Source organism: Halomonas sp. ATBC28, from assembly GCF_005937175.1.
GTDB classification, from domain to species: Bacteria; Pseudomonadota; Gammaproteobacteria; order Pseudomonadales; family Halomonadaceae; genus Vreelandella; species Vreelandella titanicae.
On sequence record NZ_VCQL01000005.1, the window covers coordinates 1 to 20,757 of the forward strand.

Here is a 20,757-nt window from a genome sequence, read left to right on the forward strand (position 1 = left end):
CAGCACGTCTTTGAGACGCTACCCTCTCTCAACGACGATGACCTCAACACGCTACTGCCCTGGCAGTGGAAAGAGACCTTACCGGTCTAGGCAATGACTGCCTAGATGGGGTTATTGGAGCGCTTACCTTTGATTGAGCGTACCGATTATCTCTTCCAGGCGCTCCTGCATATCCTCCATGGCACTATAAAGGCGGCCAATCTCGTTACGCCCTAGGGCATCGATATGGCTGGTCAAATCCCCCTTTGCAATGTTTTCGCAAATGCTGACTGCCCGCTGTAGGGGACTGATGACGAGCCGATTAATCATTATTTGTACCACAATATAGAGTACAATCGCGGTTAAAATGAGAACGCCTACGGTGATACCAAAAATGACGCTGTCGCGCTGCGCTTCCGAGTGAACTTGGTTGCCTCTGCTCAATGCATAATCATTGAAATTACTGATCGCAGTGCTAAAGCCAGAGAACTTCTGATTAATGGGATCACGGTATTCGTCCAGTGTCTCATAGCGCTCGTTGGCTAAATCACTTCTTAAGGTGTCAGTGACAATAAGGTGGTAACTATCGACAATTGCATCGATTAGTGGGCGACGCTCGGAATCAATCGGGAGTTCAAGGCGAGTGAGTTCTGCAATACGCTGGTCAGATTTCTCCAGGCTCACCAGCGCTTCTCCCAGCGCCCGCTCAGCGTAACTTTCGTTGCCATTGCGGTAGTGCTGTGACATGCGCTCTAGCCTGACCCGCACTTCCATTAGATTGGTTTCTGCACGGTTAGCAGCACTCGCTTGTTGAGCACTGATTTCATTAATTTCTGCCAGCAGCTGTGCACCTTCGCGTTCTGCCATGACACCCATGCTACCCAAAATGATAAGCATGGCTAAAAGCACAATCAGTGCGCCAGCAATCACTCTCTTAACTGATATGTTTTGCATTGATACTTCTCCTAATACTCCCCGCACCTGAATTGGTGCATGAGGAGTTTTAAAAGGTATCAATTTTCCGTTAAAATAATAATTTGATTAAGTTGGTGTTAGTTTTCTATATTGTTAAATGCTAAATCATAATAAAGCCGTATAATTAAATGTTTTTTTAAACTTGTTTGAGAGTTGTTTGGAAAATAATTGTTTGATAAAGAGTTGCTTAGTAAATAGTCGTCTGGTAAAGAACCCTTTGGTAAATGGATGATTGTTAAAGCGTCTTATGCATCACATGCGTATCGACAAAACCGAAGCGCGCATGGCGGTAGGCGTTAGGAACGGTACCCACAATACTAAACCCAAGCTTCTGCCATAACGCGACAGCCACCTCATTGGTGGCCACCACGGCGTTGTACTGCATGGCCAGAAACCCTAGTTCCCGGGCCTGTTGCTGGGAGTGCTCACACATGGCTCGCGCTACGCCTTTGCCCCGTGCGGCGGGGGGCACCATATAACCACAGTTACATATATGATCGCCGGGGCCAGCCGCGTTGGTTTTTAAGTAGTAAGCGCCCAGCACTTGTCCGTTTTCATCTTTGGCAACCACACTGGCGTTAGGCGTTTTACACCATAACTGACGGGCAGCTTCAAAACTGATATCGGGATCAAACGCATAGGTCTCTTGCGCTGCAACAATGGCTTGGAAGGTGGGCCAGAAAGCAGCAAAATCGTCATCCGTTATTGGAGAGAAAGCGAGTGTGGTCATAACTATCCTGTGCAGCTAAGCGCTTATCGGGCGACCTCAGCCACAATTTCGTAGCTGCGTAGACGGTCGGCGTGGTTGTAAAAATCGCTATTAATCATTAGTTCATCGGCACCAGTGCGTGTTTGGAATTCCTCAAGCTCGGCTTTAACTGTCTCGGGCCCACCAATAATCGCCGCGCCTAAAAATTGGCTGACTTGGGCCTGTTCCATCGGCGACCAATCCAACTGCTCAACCGGCGGTTGTGACTGAGTCGGCTTGCCGCGAATAAGGTTTAAAAACTTCTGCTGCGCTGTCGTGGCCAGGTAGTGAGCCATCGCGTCACTCTCTGCGGCCATCACGGGAAGGCCGACCATCGCATGGGGCTTATCCAGGTGCTCCGAAGGGCGGAAGTTATCACGGTACAAACGCAGCGCTTCAAATAAATAGCCCGGCGCGAACTGAGCCGCAAACGCGAAGGGTAAGCCCAGTTTGGCTGCCAGCTGCGCGCTGTAACCGCTGGAACCCAGCAACCAAATAGGCACATGGGTACCTTGGCCAGGCACCGCTTTCACTCGCTGCTGGGGCTCTGCATCGGCTAAGTAGCTGCGCAGCTCATTCAGCAGTTGTGGAAAATCATCGACCCCGGCGTGGGCGTTGCGGCGCATAGCCTGCATGGTGGCACCATCCGAGCCAGGCGCACGGCCTAATCCCAGATCAATACGGCCAGGGTAGAGCGTTTCCAGTGTGCCGAACTGCTCGGCAATCACCAGCGGTGGATGGTTAGGCAGCATAATGCCGCCGCTACCCACGCGGATGGTGGACGTTTGCCCGGCTATATGACCAATCAACACGGCGGTTGCGGCACTGGCGATACCGGCAATATTGTGGTGCTCGGCAAGCCAGTAACGGGTATAGCCTAGCCGCTCGGTTAATTGCGCCAGGGCAACACTATCGCGAAAGGTCTCTGCGGCACTGCCGCCCTGGCGAATAGGTGCCAGATCAAGAACGGAAAGTGCCGTGGAAGCGAGTTGGCTCATGGATCACCTGCAAATTAATTCGTGGGCGCGTCGGGTGAAAAATTACTTAGCGCGCTTGGTAATTACACGTTATGCGGCCATTGCAGATGAATTGCAAGGTGTCGACTATCCAGGTGGCGGATATACAGGTTCGTTGGCTCCTCACTCCTCACTTAAAGGTGGAGTGGGGCGAATAAGAATTTCATTCACATCTACATGGGCAGGTTGCGCTAGTGCGTAAATTACCGCATTGGCGATATCGCGATCTTCTAAGGCATGAGTTGGCGGCTCATCAAAAAAGGGGGTGTCGACCATTCCAGGTTCAATTAGCGTCACACGCATGCCGGTGCCACGTAACTCTTCACGTAAGTTGTAGCCAATTCCGGTGACCGCCCACTTGGTCGCGCTATACATCGAGCCTGGAATAGTCGTGCGGCCTGCCGCTGAGCCGGTGAGCAATACATGGCCTTTGCTGCGTTTAAGGGCGGGCAAACAGGCTTGAATAGTGAGGCCCACTCCATAGATATTGGTGAGAATCATCTCACGCCATGCGTCGTGGTCGGCTTCACTAAAGCCGCCGGGTGAACCGCCACGGCCAGCGTTGGCAAAGACGCCATCCAGGCGGCCAAAGGTTTCCAGCGCCTGCTCAACCATGGCCTGCTGCTGTTCCATGTTAGTCACGTCCAGCTCACAGGTCAGTACGTTTTCCGGCCCCAGCTCTTGCGCCAGTGCGGTGAGCTTGTCGCTAGAACGTGCAGCGAGTACTAACTTATAGCCTTCACGTGCAGCTGCGCGAGCGGTGGCCGCACCGATGCCGCTAGATGCGCCGGTAATTAATAGCACGCGGTGTTGCATGGGGTGCGCTCCTTGCTTGGTCAGTCAAGTGAGCTTTTAGCATGGCTAAGGTGACAGCATCCTGCAAATATAGGCTTAAGCAGCTTGGTATTGTGCTGCTAACTTACTGCTAACGAGGAGCCCATCTACTTTATGTTTTAGCATCGTTGCGTTTTAGCATCGCTGAGAGATCCAGTATCGCTTGAGCCATATCTGCCATGCTTTTGCTTTGATCCATTGAGGTTTTCCGCAGAAAGCGGTAGGCCTCCTCTTCGTTCATCTCCTGGTGGGCCATGATGAGACCTTTGGCGCGTTCAATCAGTTTGCGTTCTCGTAGCGCTTTGCGGGTATTTTCAAGCTCATCGCTGAGCCCTTGTAAGCGGCTGGCCTGGGCTTGGGTGAGCTCGATCAGCGAGCGGCCCAGGGGGGAGGTGAGAGCGTTGGCGGTCAGGTCACCTAATGGTTGCGCTCCATTCAGCGCCAGCAGCTGCTCGCAGGGGGCGGGTGTAGGGTGGCAGGGCTGTGCCTTGGCTTTTTCTAAAGCCTCCTCAGCCTGGCCGATTTTGCGGTGGCAGAGCATGCTCAGTTGTTCAATCAGCGCATCTTCAACCGTTTTCATTGAGTCGATGCGCAGCGTGGTGAGTTCATACCAGGTTTCACCCAGCTTATCGGGTGTCTCTTTGGGTGGTGATTGTTTTGCCGACGAGCGCTGGCAGGCGATATCGCGCAGATGGCAAATACCCGACAGCGTGCGCGGTGAAAGCTCCTTCTGCCATGCCTGCTGCGCTTCGGGTGTCGCAAACTCTACAAAGGTGTCGAAGCAGCGCTGTTGATCTGCCATGAGTTGATTGAGCAGCGCGCGATGGGGCTCGTCGAAGTGGCCATGGGTAAAGCCAAAGGCGCCGCAGGCGCGCTCCTGGCCCGCCAGCTCTTTGCCTTGCATTAAGTGGAAAATCGCTACTAGCGTGCGGGTAATATCGGGATCGATAGAGGTATCTGCGGCCTCAAACACAATGGCTAGTAGGCCACTGGTCAACTGGTTAAACGCCTGGGTCGCTGCATCGGGGGTGATAGCAAAGGTATCAATGGCCTGACGAAGCGCGCCAAGTTCGTCAAGCGCGTACCAGACGGCGGCAATCCGGCGCAGTAAGCGCGCGGCGGCCTGGGGGCGGGCCTCCTCACTGAGCGCTTCCAGCCGTTGGCGCATTAGTGTTTCGGCCTGCTGACTGTGTTGCCGGTAGGTGTCGCGGCGGGTTTTGAAGCGCTGCCCCTGGGAAACAAGGTAAATCGTCGATGCGCCCCGTTCACGCTGGAGCATATGAATAAAGCGGCTGATGTCGCCGACAATATCGGCGGTGGTGGCAAGGTGGGTAAGGTTGTCGATATCGCAACGGATGGCGGTTAAGAGCAGTTGCTGCGCTGAAGACATAGAAATTTCCTTGGTGACTCGCCGCCTAAATGTGAACACTCCCATACCGTTATTCTCCCATACCATGCCGAAGCGTATGGGAGTGAACAGGAACGTTATGGAAGTATGAGTGTACTGGAAAGCGCTTAGCGTAACGACAGAGCGCCCGCGCCTACATCATCACCTACTGCGTCGCTATACGCTTTGGCCTCTTCTGCTTCGGTAGCATCGCTAAAGCGTACCACCAACACACATGAAGCCAGGATCAGTACAGTGAGGCCTAAATAGAACAGACCTTGCTGATAGGTCAGGCTTTCGCTGCGGAACAGAAAGGCAGCGCCTACCGCGCCCACATTACCGCCAGCGCCGACTATGCCCGCCACGGCACCCAGCGCCTTTTTGTTGATAAACGGCACCACGCCAAAAGTAGCGCCTTCCGCCATCTGCACAAACAGGCTGAACACCAGCATGATACCTATCGCTAGGCTTAATACGTGCATCTGCGAAAACGCTACCAACGCAATACCTTCGCAAACCAAGGCAATAAACAGCCAGCGAACGCGTCCTTTCAAGCCCCCTTGCTTAGCGAAAAGATCCGAGAAGACGCCGCCTAAAGTACGCGCAAAAATATTCATTAAACCAAACAGACCGGCAATCAGACCCGCGGTGGCCAGGGTAAGATCAAACTTATCAAAGAAGTAGATGGCGGCAATATTGTTGATCGTCAGTTCCACGCCAAAGCAGAGGCCATAGACAACGAACAGCGCCCAAACACGAATATCCTTGGCGGCGGCTAGAAAGCTTTGCGCGGCACCATTTTCTCCTGAAGCTTCAGGCAATTCGCCGCGTGCGCGCAGGTCGCTGAAGTTGCCGTTGGGGGCATCCTGGGTAAAGAACCAGTAGCCAATGCCGGTAAAGAACATCACTACACCAGGCACCATCATCGCTAAACGCCAGCCAAAGGCTTCGTTAACGCCCAGCATCAGCATGCCCGAGAAGATTAGTGGCATCAGTATCTGCGTGGTGCCACCACCCAGGTTTCCCCAACCTGCGCTAGTAGCGTTGGCAGTGCCGACCACATTGGGGGCGAACATCATCGAGGTGTGGTACTGGGTAATCACGAAGGAGGCACCAATGGCCCCAATGGCTAAGCGCGCCAATAGAAAGGTTTCAAAGCTATCGGCCAAGCCAATGCCCATCACCGGAATAGCGCCTAATATCAGTAGCCCGGTATAGGTTTTACGCGGGCCGATGCGGTCACACAGTACGCCAATTGCAAGGCGCACAATTACCGTAATCGCTACCGAAGCGATAATCGTATTGCCGATTTGTGTTTGAGTCAGTGAAAGGTCTTCTCGAACAATCGCCATAAGAGGGGCGATGCCGAACCAGCCGAAGAAACAGATATGAAACGCGAACCATGAAAAGTGGAAAGCGCGCATCTGAGGAGTCGAGAAGTTAAGCAGCCGAATGCGGTTGGCTTTGTTGCGTATGTCCATGGGATGGCCTCACGGGGCATAAAACGAGTTAGTCGCTACGCAACGCAAACAAGTTAGCGCGTTACGCAAACAATTGACGAGAACATGCCTTCACCGTTGAAGGTCAGGTTCGACGCACTCGTACCCGACTGGGCCTGGTCCACGCCTACCACCACTGGTAGGAGTTATGCAGGTAGTTTGCCAGTTGAATATTTATTGCTAAAAATCAATATCTTAATTTATTTTTGTTGTGCGTGTTAGAGATGAGTGATCAAGTCTATGCTGCATGATTGGGCATGCAACGCCGATTTTGCGGCATCTTGGTGCTAGAAGGGTGCAATGGGCGGACTGAACGTGCAGCCATTATTCATGTAAATAGACGGCATCAATATCCAGTGTGGAGTGGCTACCAATCGCTTCAAAGTGTTCGCTTAACCAACGTTCAGCGGCAGCTTGTCCCTGCTCGAAAAGATGGCATAGAAAAGGCCACTCAGAATTGGATTTGCTGGAGACAGAGAGGCCCTCAAGTGCCTGCTCGCCGCTAATGCGGTGGAACAACGCCTGCTGGTAGCAGTTTTCAATGCCTTGCTCATCGAGGGTATGCTTAAGCAGCGCAATCATACGGATCTCTTTAATCAGTGCTGAGTTAAAGGTGATCTCGTTGAGGCGATTCATAATGGCCGATGCCGAGGTGGGGACTTCGTTACGGCTGATTGGGTTGATTTGTATCAGCAGAATATCCCGTGCGCTGCACTCCTCCATGAGAGGAAACAGGGCGGGGTTACCCATGTAGCCACCATCCCAATACGCTTCGCCGTCGATCTCCACTGCTTGGAATATAAAGGGCAAGCAAGCGGAGGCCATCACCGCGTCAACGCTCATCTCTTCACGGCGGAACACCCGCTGTTTACCCGTGCGTACGTTAGTGGCCGCGACAAACAGCTTAAGCTGTTGGCATTGCCTAACCCGCTCGAAATCAATATGTTCGGCCACGATATCGCGCAGCGGATTTATATTGAGTGGGTTGAGTTGGTAGGGGGAGGCCACACGGCTTAATAGGTCCATCGCAATAAAACCGGGCGAGTGATCCAGGCTCCAGTTGCCGGTCAATATGTCCAAGGGAGAGCGGCGGATGGGGCTGGCCATACCCGCGCGACTCACCGCTTGCCAAAAGTCGTGCAGTGCTTGCCGAGCGGTCTCTTTATCGCCTCTTGTGAGCGCATCGGCCATTACCACGCCATTCATTGCCCCGGCGCTGGTGCCGCTGATGCCCTCAATCTCAATGCGGTCATCTGCCAGTAGGCGATCAATGACACCCCAGGTATAAGCCCCGTGGGCGCCACCGCCTTGTAACGCGAGATCTAGCTTTTTGACCTGTGCCATATGCTTTTTCCCATTGCTGCTGGTGAGGAAAGTGGTTTTATTGCAACCAGCATGGCATAGGCGGCTAGATAAGACGAAAGGCTATTTAGCGTACAACGGCTATTTAAGGTGCGCCCGCAAGCGGTGAGTGATGATTGGTTGAATAGGGCGCCTCATACATGGCGTGCTCCATGAGGTTGTCCAACTGCAGGGCGAGCTGCTGGCTGGCTTCTTCCATGACTCCCAAGGCGGCCAGTTGACCATTGCGGTCGCCCAGGCGGGCAAACTTAAGTGCTTCCGCGCCACTGTCATGCATACGGCGATGGGGTGCCGCCAGCGCTCGATAGGCCTCAGTGCGGGCGTAACGTTGGTGACCTTCTCCATGTTGATGCCAGCGCCCTAAACGGCATTGGTGATGGTCTTCTAGGGGAGTGTCTGTGTTGGCAGAGAGGAGCTGCTTATAAAGCCGACACTTCCACACCGCATGATCAAGCTTCGCGGAGTGTAAAAACGCAGCGGTGGCATTGTGATGAATCACCTTGTGCATATGCTGAGCTTGGTCAGCAAGCTGATGCACTGCCTGCTTGGCTGCTTGCGCGGAATGGGTAATCTCCTCGTCGGCCAGACATTTTTTCACTACGGCCTGCGAGTGTTCTCTTACCTGGCTATTAATTTGCTCCATCAGTAGGCTGAGCTGATGGCTCAAGCTGTGCATAGTCAACGCTAAGCGGTGGACATCGTCTGCAATGGCTGCCAATCCTGGAGATTGCTGGCTAGCGGCATCGGTGCTGCCAAGCAGACCTTGGCTATGGGCCGTTTCAAGGGCCGTACTTACCGCTAACGCCTGGGCGTGGCCTGCACTACGGGCGAGAGCGACCTGTAGCTGGCTTAAGGCGTGCAGAGTTTTAGCTAACACTAATGGGGGTAACGCTTCGGTACGTTCAGTGTCGTGGCAACGTTGGTCAAGGCTACTGACCGCCTGTTCAGCGGTGGCAATTAAATTAACCGTTTCCGTTAGGGTGGCCCGCTCGCCGGCAAGCTGATCCGCGTACTCCTGTATGCCACTATTGAGAGAAGCCAGCATATCCGCGCCTCTCGCCTGCAGCATGCCGATGGATTGTGCCGGTTTCATCAGGCTCAATAATCGGCAACTGGGGGAGGGGGTAGCAGCGTCAAGCTGAGTGCGTAACTCGGCAACTTCCTGTTCCAGGCGGCGAATTTTTTGGTACGGGTGCATAAAGGTGAACATGGCAGAGACACCTACGGCAGATAGCAATATTTTGTGTTAATTTGTCACAAAGTATTGCAGAGGGTTCCCCTGTGCGCCTGATTTAGCGGCCGAAAATGATAAAATTCAGCTACTGATTGCCTGTAAGGCTGAGGTTGTTAACGTTCCCCTCATTAAGATTCTGGGTAACATTAGCGCCGGGCTAGCTGTGCGGCGGTGGCCGTGCAGCCTAAAAACGCGGAGGTGGCCAGCCACTCGGCATCGGGATAATAAGCGAACACATACTGATCCTCTTTTAGACTGTCGATCAGCGGGTAAGTGACGTCTTCGCGTACCGCCGGGCAGCCATGGCTGCGACCGAGCCGCCCCGTTTGGGTGATAAAGGCGTCGCTTACATAGTCCGCGCCGTGGATCACAATAGCGCGCTCAAACGCCAAGTCATTGACGTTGGGTTCCAGACCCTCCAGGCGCAGTGAATAGCCGTTGCGCCCATAGTAGCTGTTCATAGTGCGAAATAGGCCAATGCTGGATTGATGGCTATCGGGGGTATTGGAAAACGTCTCTGCTTGGGCGTCGCCAGACCCCTGGCCGTGGGAGACCAGCTCTTCGAAGAGTAGCTTATGCTGGCGCAAATCAAATACCCACAAGCGCGGCTCGGTAGATGGCAGCGAGTAATCGATCACTGCCAAGCGCTCGGCATTAGGCTCGGCGCAGTTAAGCGCTTGGGCGGCTAAACGCAGCGCATCGGGCGAGGCCTGGGGGGCGAGCTGCAGCAACTGATGGTGTAAAGGCAGTATGCCGCGAGGTGGCGTTGAATCAACTTGGGCGAAGAAACTGGCAGCGTGGAGCGGTAATGTAAATAATGTAAAAGGGAGAGAAAATAATAACGTGGCAACATTTAAACGAAGAGCCATAAAAGTCGATCCTACGAGCAATATAAGTCATTATAAAGATTAGCCGACTAATATAAAAAACAGGGTCGGCGATGTGGAAGACTATAGTAACGCAAGGAGAGGGCGATGAACGAGATACAGCCACTAAGACAATGGGCGATAGGGGTCGCTCTTTGTCTCACGCTTACCCACAGCCCTTTAGGCATTAGCTATGCGAATGCGGATTCAGCGCCGTTACAACAGGCGTTAGCCCAGCAATTAAGCGCGGTTGAGGCGCAGCGGCTACCCGTTGCTGAGTTTTATCAACTGCGCGATGGGCAGCCCGCCTGGCAGGCAGCCGTGGCGGTTGAGTCACTGGTGGCTGCGTTGAATAGCTTGGAAACCGATGGTCTAACACCCGAGGATTACCACGCTGATACACTGATTGATGAGTTCCAGCGCAGTCAGGCAAGCAGTCAAGCCGCTCAGGCGTCGTTTGATATTAAAGCAACTCGAGCGTTGCTGCTGGCGCTGGATCATTTAGAGCGCGGTAAGGTGAACCCGCGCGATGTCGAACCCCAGTGGGATGCGCCGCGCCCTGAACGTCGCTACTCACTACTGCGTGTGGTGCATGCCGTCGATGACCGCTCGCTTGATAACGCGATCGCGCTGGCTCGGCCCTCGTCTGCTGAATATCAGCAACTGCGCGATGCCTTGAAGCAGCATTATCAGCTGGCTAACCTGGGCAGCGTGCCCTACTTGGCTGCGCGGGAAGAGTCGTTGCGGCCAGGCGATGAAGCCGACGATGTGAGCGTGCTGCGCCAGCGCCTGGCACTATGGGGAGAGGCTGAGTTACAGGTGGCGGATAGCAGCGCCTATCCATTAATCGGTGTACAAGCCGGGTCGAATCGGCGTGCCTTTGATGCACCGCTGGAAGCCGCGGTGAGGCGTTTCCAGCGCCGTCATTTGCTGCAGGAAGATGGTGTGGTGGGCGAACAAACTCGCTTGGCGTTGAACACCTCAGTGGCGTCGCGAATCGACCAGCTGCGGGTCAATTTAGAGCGCGCGCGGTGGATCCGTCCAATGCAATCTGCTGAGCCACGGGTATGGGTCGATATTGCAGGCTACCGGATGCACTACGTGCGCCCTAACGGCCAGCACTGGGACGCCCGTGTGGTGGTAGGAACCCCGCGGCGGGAGACGCCGATTATCCACTCTACGATCAGCCATTTAACCATTAATCCTTCCTGGACAATCCCGCCGACGATCATGCGCGAGGATGTGTTGCCCCAGGTGCGTGCCGATATCGACTATTTGGCGCGTAAAAATATCCAGGTGATTAGCCCCATGGGCGAACCGCTTGCTGCGGAGGAGATCGACTGGCAGCGTCCTGGCGGCGTTATGTTGCGTCAGGTAGCGGGTACAGGTAACCCGCTAGGTCGCGTCGTGGTACGGTTTCCCAACGATGACATGATCTATTTGCACGATACCCCCGCGCGTGGATTGTTCCGACGTGATCAGCGTGCACTTAGTTCAGGCTGTATTCGGGTTGAAGGTGTGACTGAGCTGGCGCAAATGCTGCTGCAAGACACCGGCAGTCGTTATCAAATGAGTACGCTGTTAAAAGGAGGGAGTGATCGCAATGTGAGCTTATCTCAGCGTATTCCCATTGCGCTGCATTATTTGACCGCGTGGCCAAATGCCGAAGGCGAGGTGGAGTTTAGACCTGATATCTACCGCCGGGATGCAACGCTACTGGCCGCGCTGCAGCGGTCAGTCTAGACAGTTGAAAATACGTAAGCCAACGCAAAACACCGCCCAGTGGCGGTGTTTTGCGTTTGAGTACACGGTAGCTATATAGCGGTCGCTAGTCGTTGCTCTCCTGCCGATAATTAGCCACGCTAACCGGGCCTGTTTCGCCGCTTTCCAGCGCCGCCAATATGGGTGCTGCCTGATTCTGGAACGCAATAAGCGTATCGCCGCTCAAGCTGGTGTTTTCTGGTAGGGGAACCGTCATCGCATTGACCGGTGAGTTGTTGACGATGACTTCGTAGTGCAGGTGAGGGCCGGTGCTGCGGCCTGTATTGCCTGATAGCGCGATACGCTCGCCCATTGTTACACGTTCACCTTGCTTCACCAGCGGCCGGGAGAGGTGCAGGTAGCGCGTCCGGTAGCCATTGTCATGACGGATGACGACATAGCGTCCTGCGGCGCGATGGTTGCTCACTCGTTCCACAACACCGTTAGCGGGAGCCGTTACCGGCGTGCCAATCGGCATAGCAAAATCGGTACCGTTATGCGGGCTAGTGCGGCCGGTTACTGGATGCTTACGGCGCGGATTGAAGCTGGAGCTTAAACGGTAGTTGCCTTCAAACGGGTGGCGCGCAAAGGCAGGATCCAGGCTACCACCCTCAGGTGTATAGAAGTTATCGTCGCTGGCATTACGCACAACGGTTAAGTCCATGCGTTCGCCGTTGTAATGAACAGCCAATACACGGGAATCTAAAGTTTCACCATCGATCATGTCTGACTCGACCAGTACCTGGAAACGATCGCCGCGGCGGCTGTCACGCCGAAAATCGAGTTTCTTTTCGAGTAGTTTCGTCAGTTCTGTTACCGAGCCGCTGTTCAAACCTGTCGCCTGGGCGGAGCGCGCAAAGCTACCGCTGACGCTACCGGCATAGAGGCGCTGAACAGGTTCTCCTTGGCGTTCAATCGTGGTGATGGCGAAGTGGTCTGCGTCCTTCTCCAGCAGTATGCCGTCACGGGTGTTTTTCATCATGCGTAGCGACAATAAACGCCCATCTTCATCCAGCTGATAATCAAAGCTGTGCCCGGCGCGCCAATTGGTTAGCATGCGCGGGTCAGGTAAATCCTCCAGCAGAGCCATCACTTCGCTATAGCCTAGGCCTAATTCGTTTTGTGCCAGTACGGCAAAAGTTTCGCCGGATTCAACAATGTGGGTTTCCCACTCAGGTACAAAGGGCTCTTCAGCTGCCAGCTCTAAATCCAGAAAGGAGATATCATCGAATAGCTCAACGCCATAATCCTCATAAGAGGTAGCGTCGGCAATTTCGACGGAAGAGCTGTTGTCTACATTATTATCCAGCATGCCGCTAGCCAATGTGCCTAGCACAATTGCCATATGCAGCGCACCGTCATCGAGACCACCGCTTTCCAGTGCTGCGGTATTTGGTACCGTGACGTCGCCGCCCAAAGCCGGCTGGTTCGCCATGTCGGCCTCTGCGCTGGCAATGACGTCAAGATCAACGATCTCGGTTGCGGTGAGTTCACTGAGGGGGATATTTTCGCGGGTCGCGTCGAGGGCGCGCGAGGCGCGATCGATCGCATCTGCTACCGGGGTGCGTTCTTGATGCAGGGAAGGGACGCCCGGAGTAGAGTCGCTTGGGAGCGGTACTAGCACGCTTTCAAGCGGTGTGTTTAGTTGAGTTAAATCTTGGTATGTCGTCAATAACTTTTGTGTGCCCAGCACGGTGACCATTGTGGCCACGGGTAACAGTAATAATTTGTGCGTACGGGGCAGCGAATGGAGGATTCGCAACATGGGTAAATGGACCGCCGAGTTCGTGATTAAAAGTAACTATTAAGCGAATAAACCCGGAAACCATACCCCATGAAGGCAGGGGTGCATAGACTGTATATCTATACATAAAGCGTAATTAAATACAAAAATAGCACTAACAGACAGAGATTACTATTTATAAACAGCGTTTGCTAACAAATGTAACCAGTGAAGCGTGCTAACTAAATAATCTGTGTTAACTATAGACGAAAACTACGCTTTTAAAAGCTAAAGTATAATCTGTGTCAAATATTTTCCCGCTGGATAGAAATAACGTGCTCTTTTACCTGCGACCAGCAGTTAATCTCAAGCATTTTGTAAGCATGGGCGGAAGTGTTAGCTGTTTCCTGGCATTCTAGCCATGTTTTTTCGAACATTAAGCGCATTGTTTCGCTGTATTGCGTTGAGGAAATCGAAATGTCCCGGGTAACACTTTCACAATGGCAAATGTTGGCCGCCGTGGTTGACCACGGTGGATTTGCGCGTGCGGCAGAGGCGGTACATAAAAGCCCCTCCACGCTGAACCATGCCGTTCATAAATTAGAAGAGCAGCTAGGCGTGCAGGTGCTGGAGCCTATTGGCCGACAAGTACGGTTAACCGAAGCGGGCGAGCTGCTGCTTCGGCGCGCGCGTCAATTAATAGAGAGCGCAGCGTCACTTGAAGATGTCGCCACCCGGCTAGCCGCTGGTTTAGAAGCGGAAGTGGTAGTGGCAATCGATCAGGTGTTTCCCGCTGCTGCTCAAGCTAAAGCGCTAGAGCGATTCTCTGAAACGTACCCGCAGGTGCGCGTTCAGTTGCACGAGAGTGTTCTCAATGGCGGCATTGAGATGCTCTATGATGGCCGCGCAGACTTGGTAGTCTCCGGCATTGAGGCACAGGGCTTCTTGGGCGAGCCGTTGGTCACGGTGCGCTTTGTTGCCGTGGCGCATCCCCAGCATGCGCTACATCAATTGGGCCGCTCGTTGGATCTACGCGATCTAGCCCAGTATCGGCAGTTGGTGGTGCGTGATTCAGCGCTGCGCCAATCAACCAATGCTGGCTGGTTGAAAGCCGAGCAGCGTTGGACCGTCAGCCACCTCAATACCTCACTGGATATGCTAAGGCGTGGCTTGGGGTTTGCCTGGATGCCGGAAACACGAATTGCGGAGGAGTTAAACAGCGGGCAATTAAAGCCGCTGCCACTACCCGCGGGCGGTATTCGTGAAGTGCCGATTCAGATGATTTTTCGCGACCGAGACCGGGCAGGGCCAGCGGCTCATGCGATGGCCGCCGCACTGAAACAGGCCGTGGTGAGCGAATGCGCGCTGAATGATTCGACTGACTCGAATGAAAGGCCGTAAAACATCCGCTTGAGCGTTCCTGAAGCGGGCGTATGCTGAAGAAAAGAACGTAATTGTTAGCACCTCTAATGACTTTCAGGAGACGCCCAATGGGATTACTGGTAAATGGCAAGTGGCAAGACCAGTGGTATGACACTAAAAAACACGGCGGCGAATTTGTTCGTGAGTCCGCTCAGCTTCGCGACTGGGTGGGCAGCCATCCGGAGACTGACGGTGACTGCTACCCAGCGGAAAAAGAGCGTTATCATTTATATGTCTCGCTAGCCTGCCCCTGGGCGCATCGCACGCTGATTATGCGTAAGTTGAAAGGGCTAGAGCCGTTGATCGGCACGTCCCATGTTAGCCCCTTGATGCTCGACCAAGGCTGGACGTACCGTCAGGACGAAGGTGCCAGTGGCGACCCCGTTAACGGCGTCGACTACCATCACCAGCTGTATACCATGACCGACCCCCACTATACCGGGCGTGTCACCGTGCCCGTGCTATGGGACAAACAGCGCAGCGCCATCGTTAATAATGAGTCTGCAGACTTGCTACGTATTTTTAACCGTGCGTTCGATGAATTGACCGGCAACGACCTGGATTTTTACCCAGAAGATCTGCGCGGTGTCATTGATGACGTAAACGCCGATGTTTACGACCACATCAATAACGGCGTTTATAAATCAGGCTTTGCCACCGAACAGGCGGTTTATGAGAAGCACGTGAAGGCGTTGTTTGACGGTCTAGAGCGTATGGAAGCACGCTTGGCCGAGCATCGTTACTTGGCGGGGGAGTGGTTAACCGAGGCGGATATTCGTCTCTTTACCACGCTGATCCGGTTTGACGCGGTTTACTATGGCCACTTCAAATGCAATTTTAAGCGCATTGAAGATTATCCCAATCTCTCCAATTACGTGAGGGAAATCTATCAGTGGCCGGGAGTGGCGGAGACCGTCAATATGGATCACATCAAACGCCACTACTATTATAGTCACGACACGATTAACCCAACGCGAATCGTACCTGCTGGGCCCCTACTCGACCTTGAACGGTCTCACGACCGGGAGCGTTTACCGGGGCAGGGCGTGCGGCGTAAATAGATGCGTATCGCTAACTAGCAAAAAGGGCCGCCCAGTTGGGCAGCCCTTTTTCTAATGCTGAGATTCTACTGCTAGCGTTTCGTTGCTATTAAAAACGTTGCTATTAAAAACAATGGGGAACCGTTAGCCATTATCATCGATATCTAACGCTTCACGGGTACGCTGCCAAGCGCTTTCAGCGCCCTCTTGGGTAGTTTGCCAGGCATCGCGAGCGTTGGCTTTAGTCTGTTCCCACCACTCGTTATTGTAAGCCGGGAAGGCTTCGACTTCTTCCTGGCTGGCTTCGACCATAATGCGATGTTCTGTATCACCATCGGCGTCCGTTTCGGTTTCGAGGGTGAAGTAGTCGGTATCAACAACGATCTCGCGGCCGCCGAGGCCCAGTACTGAACCGCTTTCGATCACAATCGCGGTAATGCGCATCTCTTCATCAAACAGGATGTCATCGACGTCACCAATCTCTTCACCGGAACCGCCGGCAAAATAGACCTCTGCATCAAGAATGTCGTCGGCAGAATACATGCCCTGGGGCTCATCCTGCGCGTGAGCATTCATGGCAACGCTGCCCATAAGGGCGGTACCGATAAGGGTTGTGAGGATTGTCTTACGCATAGCATCTCTCCATGTGGCTACGATAGATAATAGATCGGTGTGCTTGTAGGTGTATTGGGGGATAACGTAACTAGAACCACCAACACATCGTGTTGCTAAAAAAACCGACCTACCAAAACGGAAATGGTGTAATTAAAGGGGGGCTTATAATGCTATTACTGCTTATCAGCCCAGTCATCGGCTTGACGCTCTGCTTCTTCGCGCTCTAGGCCGTACTTCTGCTGAAGCTTGCCTACCAATTGATCCTTTTTACCACCGATCTGATCCAACTCATCGTCGGTGAGCTCGCCCCAGCTTGAGCGTGCCTTACCCTTCATCTCTTTCCATTTGCCTTCAATTTGATCCCAGTTCATTGCATCGCTCCTTGAGAATAGTGAACTTGATTAGGCACTTTTTCAGGTTAGACCATATGTGCATGAGCGCAAGTCCTTGTTTCACTGTGGTGTAAGTTAAAAGTACTGGTCAGACGCCAAATGCAATGGTAGGATGCGCGCTCCTCGCATGTGTTGACCCCTCCATCACGACGGTAAGCGTTTAACTGCATAGTTATTAATGAGTAGATGTTAATAGTTATTTGTAGTGTCGCTTGCGGGAACATCTCGCCAATTGCTAGATGTTCATTGCTGTGTAGATGGCGCGCCTCCAGTATTTCACCAAACGGGTGAAATCGGCGCAGAAGGTCGCCACAACGGTTGGCCCGCTAATGCGTTGTTTGCCAACCGGATGCTAGGTGCGACCGGCGTCTCCGACTCCACTGATGGCTTTGACCGCTACGGCGGTGCCTGTTATCGATAATGACCATTCTTCATGTCGTTGTGCGATGACTGAGTCAGAGACGCTTATGATGTTTTTTGCCGGTACTTGCCGGCCTACCAAGGTGTGATTAATGACCTCGACTTCTGTCGCCTCGCCGAGCTTCGGCGATCTGGCTCTTTTGCCTGCCGTTCTGTCTGCTGTTGAATCACAGGGCTACCTCGTTCCCTCGCCGATTCAGGCACAAACTATTCCTGCGTTGCTTGAAGGCCGCGATATGCTGGGCCAGGCCCAGACGGGTACCGGCAAAACAGCAGCGTTTGCATTACCGTTACTGTCACGTTTAGAGCTGACTCGCCGTGAGCCCCAAGTGTTGGTTATGGCGCCAACCCGCGAATTAGCTCAGCAAGTAGCTGCCTCGTTTAGTAAATATGGCCAAAACCTGAAAGGTCTCGAAGTTGCGACCCTATGTGGTGGCCAAGAGTACCGTGAACAGCTGGGCGCCCTTAAGCGTGGCGCGCAAGTGGTTGTCGGTACCCCCGGCCGGATTATCGACCACCTGGACCGCGGTAGCCTGAAGCTTGATGGCCTCTCCGCCCTAGTGCTGGACGAAGCTGATGAAATGTTGCGCATGGGCTTTATCGACGACGTAAAACGCGTGGTTGCCGATACCCCGAAAGATGCTCAGCGTGTGTTCTTCTCAGCGACACTGCCCACTGAAATCGAGCGCATCGTTAACCGTTACTTGGTTAACCCAGTGAAAGTCGCGATTGAGTCGGGCACCACGACCGGCGAAAACATCGAACAGCGCATTGTGCGTGTTGATGGTGGCGCTAAGCTTGAAGCTCTTTCGCGTATTCTTGAAGTCGAGCCGGTCGATGGGGCCATCGTCTTTGTACGTACCCGTGCCGCTTGTACCACGCTCGTTGAGCAGTTGACTGCTCGTGGCGTTAACGCTGCTGGCCTGTCCGGTGATCTTGATCAGAGCCTGCGTGAGCGTACTATTACGCGCTTGAAGCGTGGCAAAGTCGACGTACTGATCGCTACCGATGTAGCTGCCCGTGGTCTTGACGTGTCGCGTATCACTCACGTTATCAACTACGATCTGCCTCAAGATGCAGAGGCTTATACGCACCGTATTGGCCGTACCGGTCGTGCGGGCCGTAGCGGTATCGCGATTACCTTTGCTGGCTTCCGTGAAGGCCGCAAAGTGGGCTGGATGGAGCAGGCAACCGGTCAGAAAATGACCGAAATGCCGCTACCTGATGAAGCCGCTATTCGTGCCCATCGCGATGACGTCTTCTATCAGCGTGTTATCGCCTCCTTAACGAAGGGCGCCGAAGAGCAGCGTGCGCTGATTGAGCGTCTGATCGAAGAAGGCCATGACCCGATCGAGCTGACTTGTGCGTTTGCCGCTATGGCGCGTGCTGACGAAGCGCCGATCGGTCGCCTTCAGGCGCCGCGCAAAGAGAAGCCCTCGCGTGATGGAGCGTCTGGCGGTAAGCCGGGAGCACGCCGCGAACGCACTGGTGCACCAACTGAAGGTATGACGCGCTACCGCGTATCGGTTGGTCATAAAGATGGCGTCAAGCCTGGCCAACTAGTCGGTGCCCTCGCCAACGAAGGCGGCATTGAAGGCGCGCGTATCGGTCGTATCGATATTCGCAACGCTTTCTCTGTGGTCGAACTGCCGAGCGGCTTGCCCTCGACGATTCTGACCAAGATGGCCCGTGCCCGTGTGGCCGGTCGTCCGTTGGAAATCAGCGAAGACAGCGCACCGGCAGAGCGTGCACCGCGCCGCCGTCGCGACGAAGGCGATGCGCCGGTTCGTCGTCGCGAACGCGCCTAAGTCTTCACCACTGTAAGGATTAATCAGCTGCCGCCAAGCGGCAGCTGAGAAGATCTCGACGCCCTCGTACCGTTACTGGTGCGGGGGCGTTTTTTTGCTACCTTATTCACCATTCACCATTCACCATTCACCATTCACCATTCACCATTCACCACTTCAAGGAGGAAACCATGTCCGCACCACTACACGAATGGAATCTGGCACCCAAGGAAGCGATGGCGCTGCAGTTGCAGTTGGCGAGGCGATTGGAACTTACTGATCGCCTAGCGCCGATAACGCATATCGCCGGGGTGGATATTGGGTTCGAAGAGGGCGGCGAAATCACTCGGGCAGCGGTGGTGGTATTGAAATGGGATCCTGCCACCGCACCCGATTTAAGCGTGGTGGAACAGGTCGTTCATCGCGAGCCCACCCGAATGCCGTATATCCCCGGCTTGCTTTCGTTTCGAGAAATCCCCGCCGCGCTAGGCGCGTTTGAAAAACTCAGCGTGATACCTGAACTGGTGATGGTCGACGGCCAGGGGATTGCACACCCACGCCGGTTAGGCGTGGCGGCTCACCTAGGGCTATGGCTCGATCTACCTACCATCGGTATTGCCAAGTCACGCCTATATGGCCAACACGCCGAGGTGGGCGAGCAGCGCGGCGACTGGGTGCCACTCTCCGCGGGGCAGGAAACCATTGGTGCCGTTTTGCGTTCCCGCACCAAGGTCAAGCCCGTGTACGTATCACCTGGCCACCGGATCACTTTAGAAACCTCGCTGGCCTGGGTGTTGCGCTGCTTGGGGCGTACCAAGCTACCTGAGCCAACGCGGCTGGCAGATCGGCTGGCCTCTCGGCGTGATCAGCGTAAGTAGCTTTCGATTGCCAATGGCTAAGGGCTATACAAACGCCAAAAAACGTCGCAGTAGGCTGGAGGCCTCTTGGCAGTCAGTAATGTTCGCCAGCAGGGTGTCGGGCTCTTCGCCTTGGTCGCGTAGGGTGGCGCGTTGGCGTTCAAGGTAGGCACGCATCACCGGCGCCGTAAATTCCGGGTGAAACTGCACGCTCCACTGGCGCGGGCCGTAGCGTAGCGCCTGGTGGGCGTCGTGGCTGTTATGGGCCAGCACCGTGCAACCTTGGGGCGCCTGCATCACCGACTGGGCATGGGTCAGGTGGGCGGCAAAGCTTTCCGGTAGTTGGCTAAACAGCGGGTCTTGCTGGCCCGCTTGGGTGAGTCGCACGGTGCGCGTGCCGGATTCGCGGCCTGCCGGATGGTAGTCACTCATGCCACCAAAAGCGGCGGCCATTAACTGGTGGCCATAGCAAACGCCTAGCATGGGAATGTCGTTTGCCAGCACCTCCTTCAGCCACGGCTTCAGTGCTTCGCTCCAGGGTTCCGCCTCACTGACCATGCTGTGCGAACCGGTAATCACAATACCCGCGAGTGTATTAAGTTCAGGAGCGCTGGGTTGGCGGGTTGCATCCCACACCTGTAGTTCTAAATGCGCGGGCAGCGCGGTGCTAAGCTGCTTTATAAATAGCGTTTCAAAATCACCGTGCTGGTCGACGACTTCCGGAAAAGCGTCGCCGGTTTTAACGATCAATACACAGGCCATATCACTCCCTCGGTATGATGAAACGCAAACATTGAACAAAGGCCTTTCAGGAAGAGCGCAAAGGCGTGAAAATAGCCT

General features: G+C 54.2%; 19 protein-coding genes. 6 read left to right on the plus strand and 13 right to left on the minus strand.

Annotated features, from left to right (window positions below; all coding sequences use genetic code 11):
• Window positions 1–123: 123 nt before the first annotated feature.
• The 9 genes from E0L35_RS06530 to E0L35_RS06570 form a co-directional block, all read right to left on the minus strand.
• Window positions 124–933, minus strand: coding sequence for a Tar ligand binding domain-containing protein (locus tag E0L35_RS06530; RefSeq protein WP_249362097.1), 810 nt, complete (start codon window positions 931–933; stop codon window positions 124–126).
• A gap of 256 nt (window positions 934–1,189) precedes the next feature.
• On the minus strand, window positions 1,190–1,684 hold the full coding sequence (locus E0L35_RS06535) for a GNAT family N-acetyltransferase (protein WP_027959908.1): 495 nt from the start codon (window positions 1,682–1,684) through the stop codon (window positions 1,190–1,192).
• A 23-nt stretch (window positions 1,685–1,707) separates the two neighbouring features.
• Window positions 1,708–2,700 carry an LLM class flavin-dependent oxidoreductase gene (locus E0L35_RS06540; protein WP_027959907.1) on the minus strand — a complete coding sequence of 331 codons (993 nt, stop codon included), beginning with the start codon at window positions 2,698–2,700 and terminating at the stop codon, window positions 1,708–1,710.
• Window positions 2,701–2,841: 141 nt separating this feature from the next.
• Entirely contained in the window at window positions 2,842–3,534 is a 693-nt protein-coding gene (locus tag E0L35_RS06545) for an SDR family oxidoreductase (protein WP_027959906.1), read from the minus strand.
• Between the two features lie 130 nt (window positions 3,535–3,664).
• On the minus strand, window positions 3,665–4,942 hold the full coding sequence (locus E0L35_RS06550; protein WP_027959905.1) for a nitrate regulatory protein: 1,278 nt from the start codon (window positions 4,940–4,942) through the stop codon (window positions 3,665–3,667).
• 125 nt (window positions 4,943–5,067) lie between these two features.
• A complete protein-coding gene (locus E0L35_RS06555; protein WP_009287177.1) occupies window positions 5,068–6,420 on the minus strand; it encodes a NarK family nitrate/nitrite MFS transporter in 1,353 nt (450 codons plus the stop codon).
• Between the two features lie 342 nt (window positions 6,421–6,762).
• Window positions 6,763–7,782 carry a patatin-like phospholipase family protein gene (locus tag E0L35_RS06560; protein ID WP_009287178.1) on the minus strand — a complete coding sequence of 340 codons (1,020 nt, stop codon included), beginning with the start codon at window positions 7,780–7,782 and terminating at the stop codon, window positions 6,763–6,765.
• Between the two features lie 103 nt (window positions 7,783–7,885).
• Window positions 7,886–9,010: a CZB domain-containing protein gene (locus tag E0L35_RS06565; RefSeq protein ID WP_035538589.1), complete on the minus strand. Its 1,125-nt coding sequence runs from the start codon at window positions 9,008–9,010 to the stop codon at window positions 7,886–7,888.
• A 170-nt stretch (window positions 9,011–9,180) separates the two neighbouring features.
• A complete protein-coding gene (locus E0L35_RS06570; protein ID WP_027959903.1) occupies window positions 9,181–9,903 on the minus strand; it encodes a murein L,D-transpeptidase catalytic domain family protein in 723 nt (240 codons plus the stop codon).
• A 105-nt stretch (window positions 9,904–10,008) separates the two neighbouring features.
• On the opposite strand from E0L35_RS06570, the gene E0L35_RS06575 reads away from it, so the two are divergent.
• Window positions 10,009–11,643, plus strand: coding sequence for a L,D-transpeptidase family protein (locus E0L35_RS06575; protein WP_138799900.1), 1,635 nt, complete (start codon window positions 10,009–10,011; stop codon window positions 11,641–11,643).
• 85 nt (window positions 11,644–11,728) lie between these two features.
• Here E0L35_RS06575 and E0L35_RS06580 read toward each other — a convergent pair whose 3' ends face one another.
• Window positions 11,729–13,426 carry a peptidoglycan DD-metalloendopeptidase family protein gene (locus E0L35_RS06580; RefSeq protein WP_138799901.1) on the minus strand — a complete coding sequence of 566 codons (1,698 nt, stop codon included), beginning with the start codon at window positions 13,424–13,426 and terminating at the stop codon, window positions 11,729–11,731.
• A 435-nt stretch (window positions 13,427–13,861) separates the two neighbouring features.
• Between E0L35_RS06580 and E0L35_RS06585 the strand changes: the two genes are divergently transcribed.
• Window positions 13,862–14,785, plus strand: coding sequence for a LysR family transcriptional regulator (locus tag E0L35_RS06585; RefSeq protein ID WP_027959901.1), 924 nt, complete (start codon window positions 13,862–13,864; stop codon window positions 14,783–14,785).
• Window positions 14,786–14,874: 89 nt separating this feature from the next.
• Window positions 14,875–15,867 carry a glutathione S-transferase family protein gene (locus tag E0L35_RS06590; protein ID WP_022520660.1) on the plus strand — a complete coding sequence of 331 codons (993 nt, stop codon included), beginning with the start codon at window positions 14,875–14,877 and terminating at the stop codon, window positions 15,865–15,867.
• A 123-nt stretch (window positions 15,868–15,990) separates the two neighbouring features.
• Here the strand turns inward: E0L35_RS06590 and E0L35_RS06595 are convergent, their stop codons facing one another.
• A complete protein-coding gene (locus tag E0L35_RS06595) occupies window positions 15,991–16,479 on the minus strand; it encodes a PRC-barrel domain-containing protein (protein ID WP_027959899.1) in 489 nt (162 codons plus the stop codon).
• Window positions 16,480–16,634: 155 nt separating this feature from the next.
• On the minus strand, window positions 16,635–16,832 hold the full coding sequence (locus E0L35_RS06600) for a CsbD family protein (RefSeq protein WP_027959898.1): 198 nt from the start codon (window positions 16,830–16,832) through the stop codon (window positions 16,635–16,637).
• 253 nt (window positions 16,833–17,085) lie between these two features.
• Here E0L35_RS06600 and E0L35_RS06605 point away from each other — a divergent pair, with 253 nt between their 5' ends.
• From E0L35_RS06605 to nfi, 3 genes are all read left to right on the plus strand, one after another.
• A complete protein-coding gene (locus E0L35_RS06605) occupies window positions 17,086–17,274 on the plus strand; it encodes a hypothetical protein (RefSeq protein WP_039859330.1) in 189 nt (62 codons plus the stop codon).
• Between the two features lie 91 nt (window positions 17,275–17,365).
• Window positions 17,366–19,081, plus strand: a complete 1,716-nt coding sequence (locus E0L35_RS06610; protein WP_009287184.1) for a DEAD/DEAH box helicase — start codon at window positions 17,366–17,368, stop codon at window positions 19,079–19,081.
• Window positions 19,082–19,251: 170 nt separating this feature from the next.
• Window positions 19,252–19,938 (plus strand): deoxyribonuclease V, encoded by a 687-nt coding sequence (nfi, locus tag E0L35_RS06615; RefSeq protein ID WP_138799902.1) that lies wholly within the window; start codon window positions 19,252–19,254, stop codon window positions 19,936–19,938.
• Between the two features lie 24 nt (window positions 19,939–19,962).
• Here nfi and E0L35_RS06620 read toward each other — a convergent pair whose 3' ends face one another.
• On the minus strand, window positions 19,963–20,679 hold the full coding sequence (locus E0L35_RS06620; protein ID WP_138799903.1) for a glutamine amidotransferase: 717 nt from the start codon (window positions 20,677–20,679) through the stop codon (window positions 19,963–19,965).
• Between the last annotated feature and the right edge of the window lie 78 nt (window positions 20,680–20,757).

What these genes read in the sequence shown, in the direction of transcription:
- E0L35_RS06580 (WP_138799901.1), bottom strand. Translation starts at nt 13,426, where the DNA reads ATGTTGCGAATCCTCCATTCGCTGCCCCGTACGCACAAATTATTACTG.
- E0L35_RS06565 (WP_035538589.1), bottom strand. Translation starts at nt 9,010, where the DNA reads ATGTTCACCTTTATGCACCCGTACCAAAAAATTCGCCGCCTGGAACAG.
- E0L35_RS06600 (WP_027959898.1), bottom strand. Translation starts at nt 16,832, where the DNA reads ATGAACTGGGATCAAATTGAAGGCAAATGGAAAGAGATGAAGGGTAAG.
- E0L35_RS06535 (WP_027959908.1), bottom strand. Translation starts at nt 1,684, where the DNA reads ATGACCACACTCGCTTTCTCTCCAATAACGGATGACGATTTTGCTGCT.
- E0L35_RS06530 (WP_249362097.1), bottom strand. Translation starts at nt 933, where the DNA reads ATGCAAAACATATCAGTTAAGAGAGTGATTGCTGGCGCACTGATTGTG.
- E0L35_RS06555 (WP_009287177.1), bottom strand. Translation starts at nt 6,420, where the DNA reads ATGGACATACGCAACAAAGCCAACCGCATTCGGCTGCTTAACTTCTCG.
- E0L35_RS06545 (WP_027959906.1), bottom strand. Translation starts at nt 3,534, where the DNA reads ATGCAACACCGCGTGCTATTAATTACCGGCGCATCTAGCGGCATCGGT.
- E0L35_RS06590 (WP_022520660.1), top strand. Translation starts at nt 14,875, where the DNA reads ATGGGATTACTGGTAAATGGCAAGTGGCAAGACCAGTGGTATGACACT.
- E0L35_RS06620 (WP_138799903.1), bottom strand. Translation starts at nt 20,679, where the DNA reads ATGGCCTGTGTATTGATCGTTAAAACCGGCGACGCTTTTCCGGAAGTC.
- E0L35_RS06585 (WP_027959901.1), top strand. Translation starts at nt 13,862, where the DNA reads ATGTCCCGGGTAACACTTTCACAATGGCAAATGTTGGCCGCCGTGGTT.
- nfi (WP_138799902.1), top strand. Translation starts at nt 19,252, where the DNA reads ATGTCCGCACCACTACACGAATGGAATCTGGCACCCAAGGAAGCGATG.
- E0L35_RS06570 (WP_027959903.1), bottom strand. Translation starts at nt 9,903, where the DNA reads ATGGCTCTTCGTTTAAATGTTGCCACGTTATTATTTTCTCTCCCTTTT.
- E0L35_RS06560 (WP_009287178.1), bottom strand. Translation starts at nt 7,782, where the DNA reads ATGGCACAGGTCAAAAAGCTAGATCTCGCGTTACAAGGCGGTGGCGCC.
- E0L35_RS06550 (WP_027959905.1), bottom strand. Translation starts at nt 4,942, where the DNA reads ATGTCTTCAGCGCAGCAACTGCTCTTAACCGCCATCCGTTGCGATATC.
- E0L35_RS06595 (WP_027959899.1), bottom strand. Translation starts at nt 16,479, where the DNA reads ATGCGTAAGACAATCCTCACAACCCTTATCGGTACCGCCCTTATGGGC.
- E0L35_RS06540 (WP_027959907.1), bottom strand. Translation starts at nt 2,700, where the DNA reads ATGAGCCAACTCGCTTCCACGGCACTTTCCGTTCTTGATCTGGCACCT.
- E0L35_RS06575 (WP_138799900.1), top strand. Translation starts at nt 10,009, where the DNA reads ATGAACGAGATACAGCCACTAAGACAATGGGCGATAGGGGTCGCTCTT.
- E0L35_RS06610 (WP_009287184.1), top strand. Translation starts at nt 17,366, where the DNA reads ATGACCTCGACTTCTGTCGCCTCGCCGAGCTTCGGCGATCTGGCTCTT.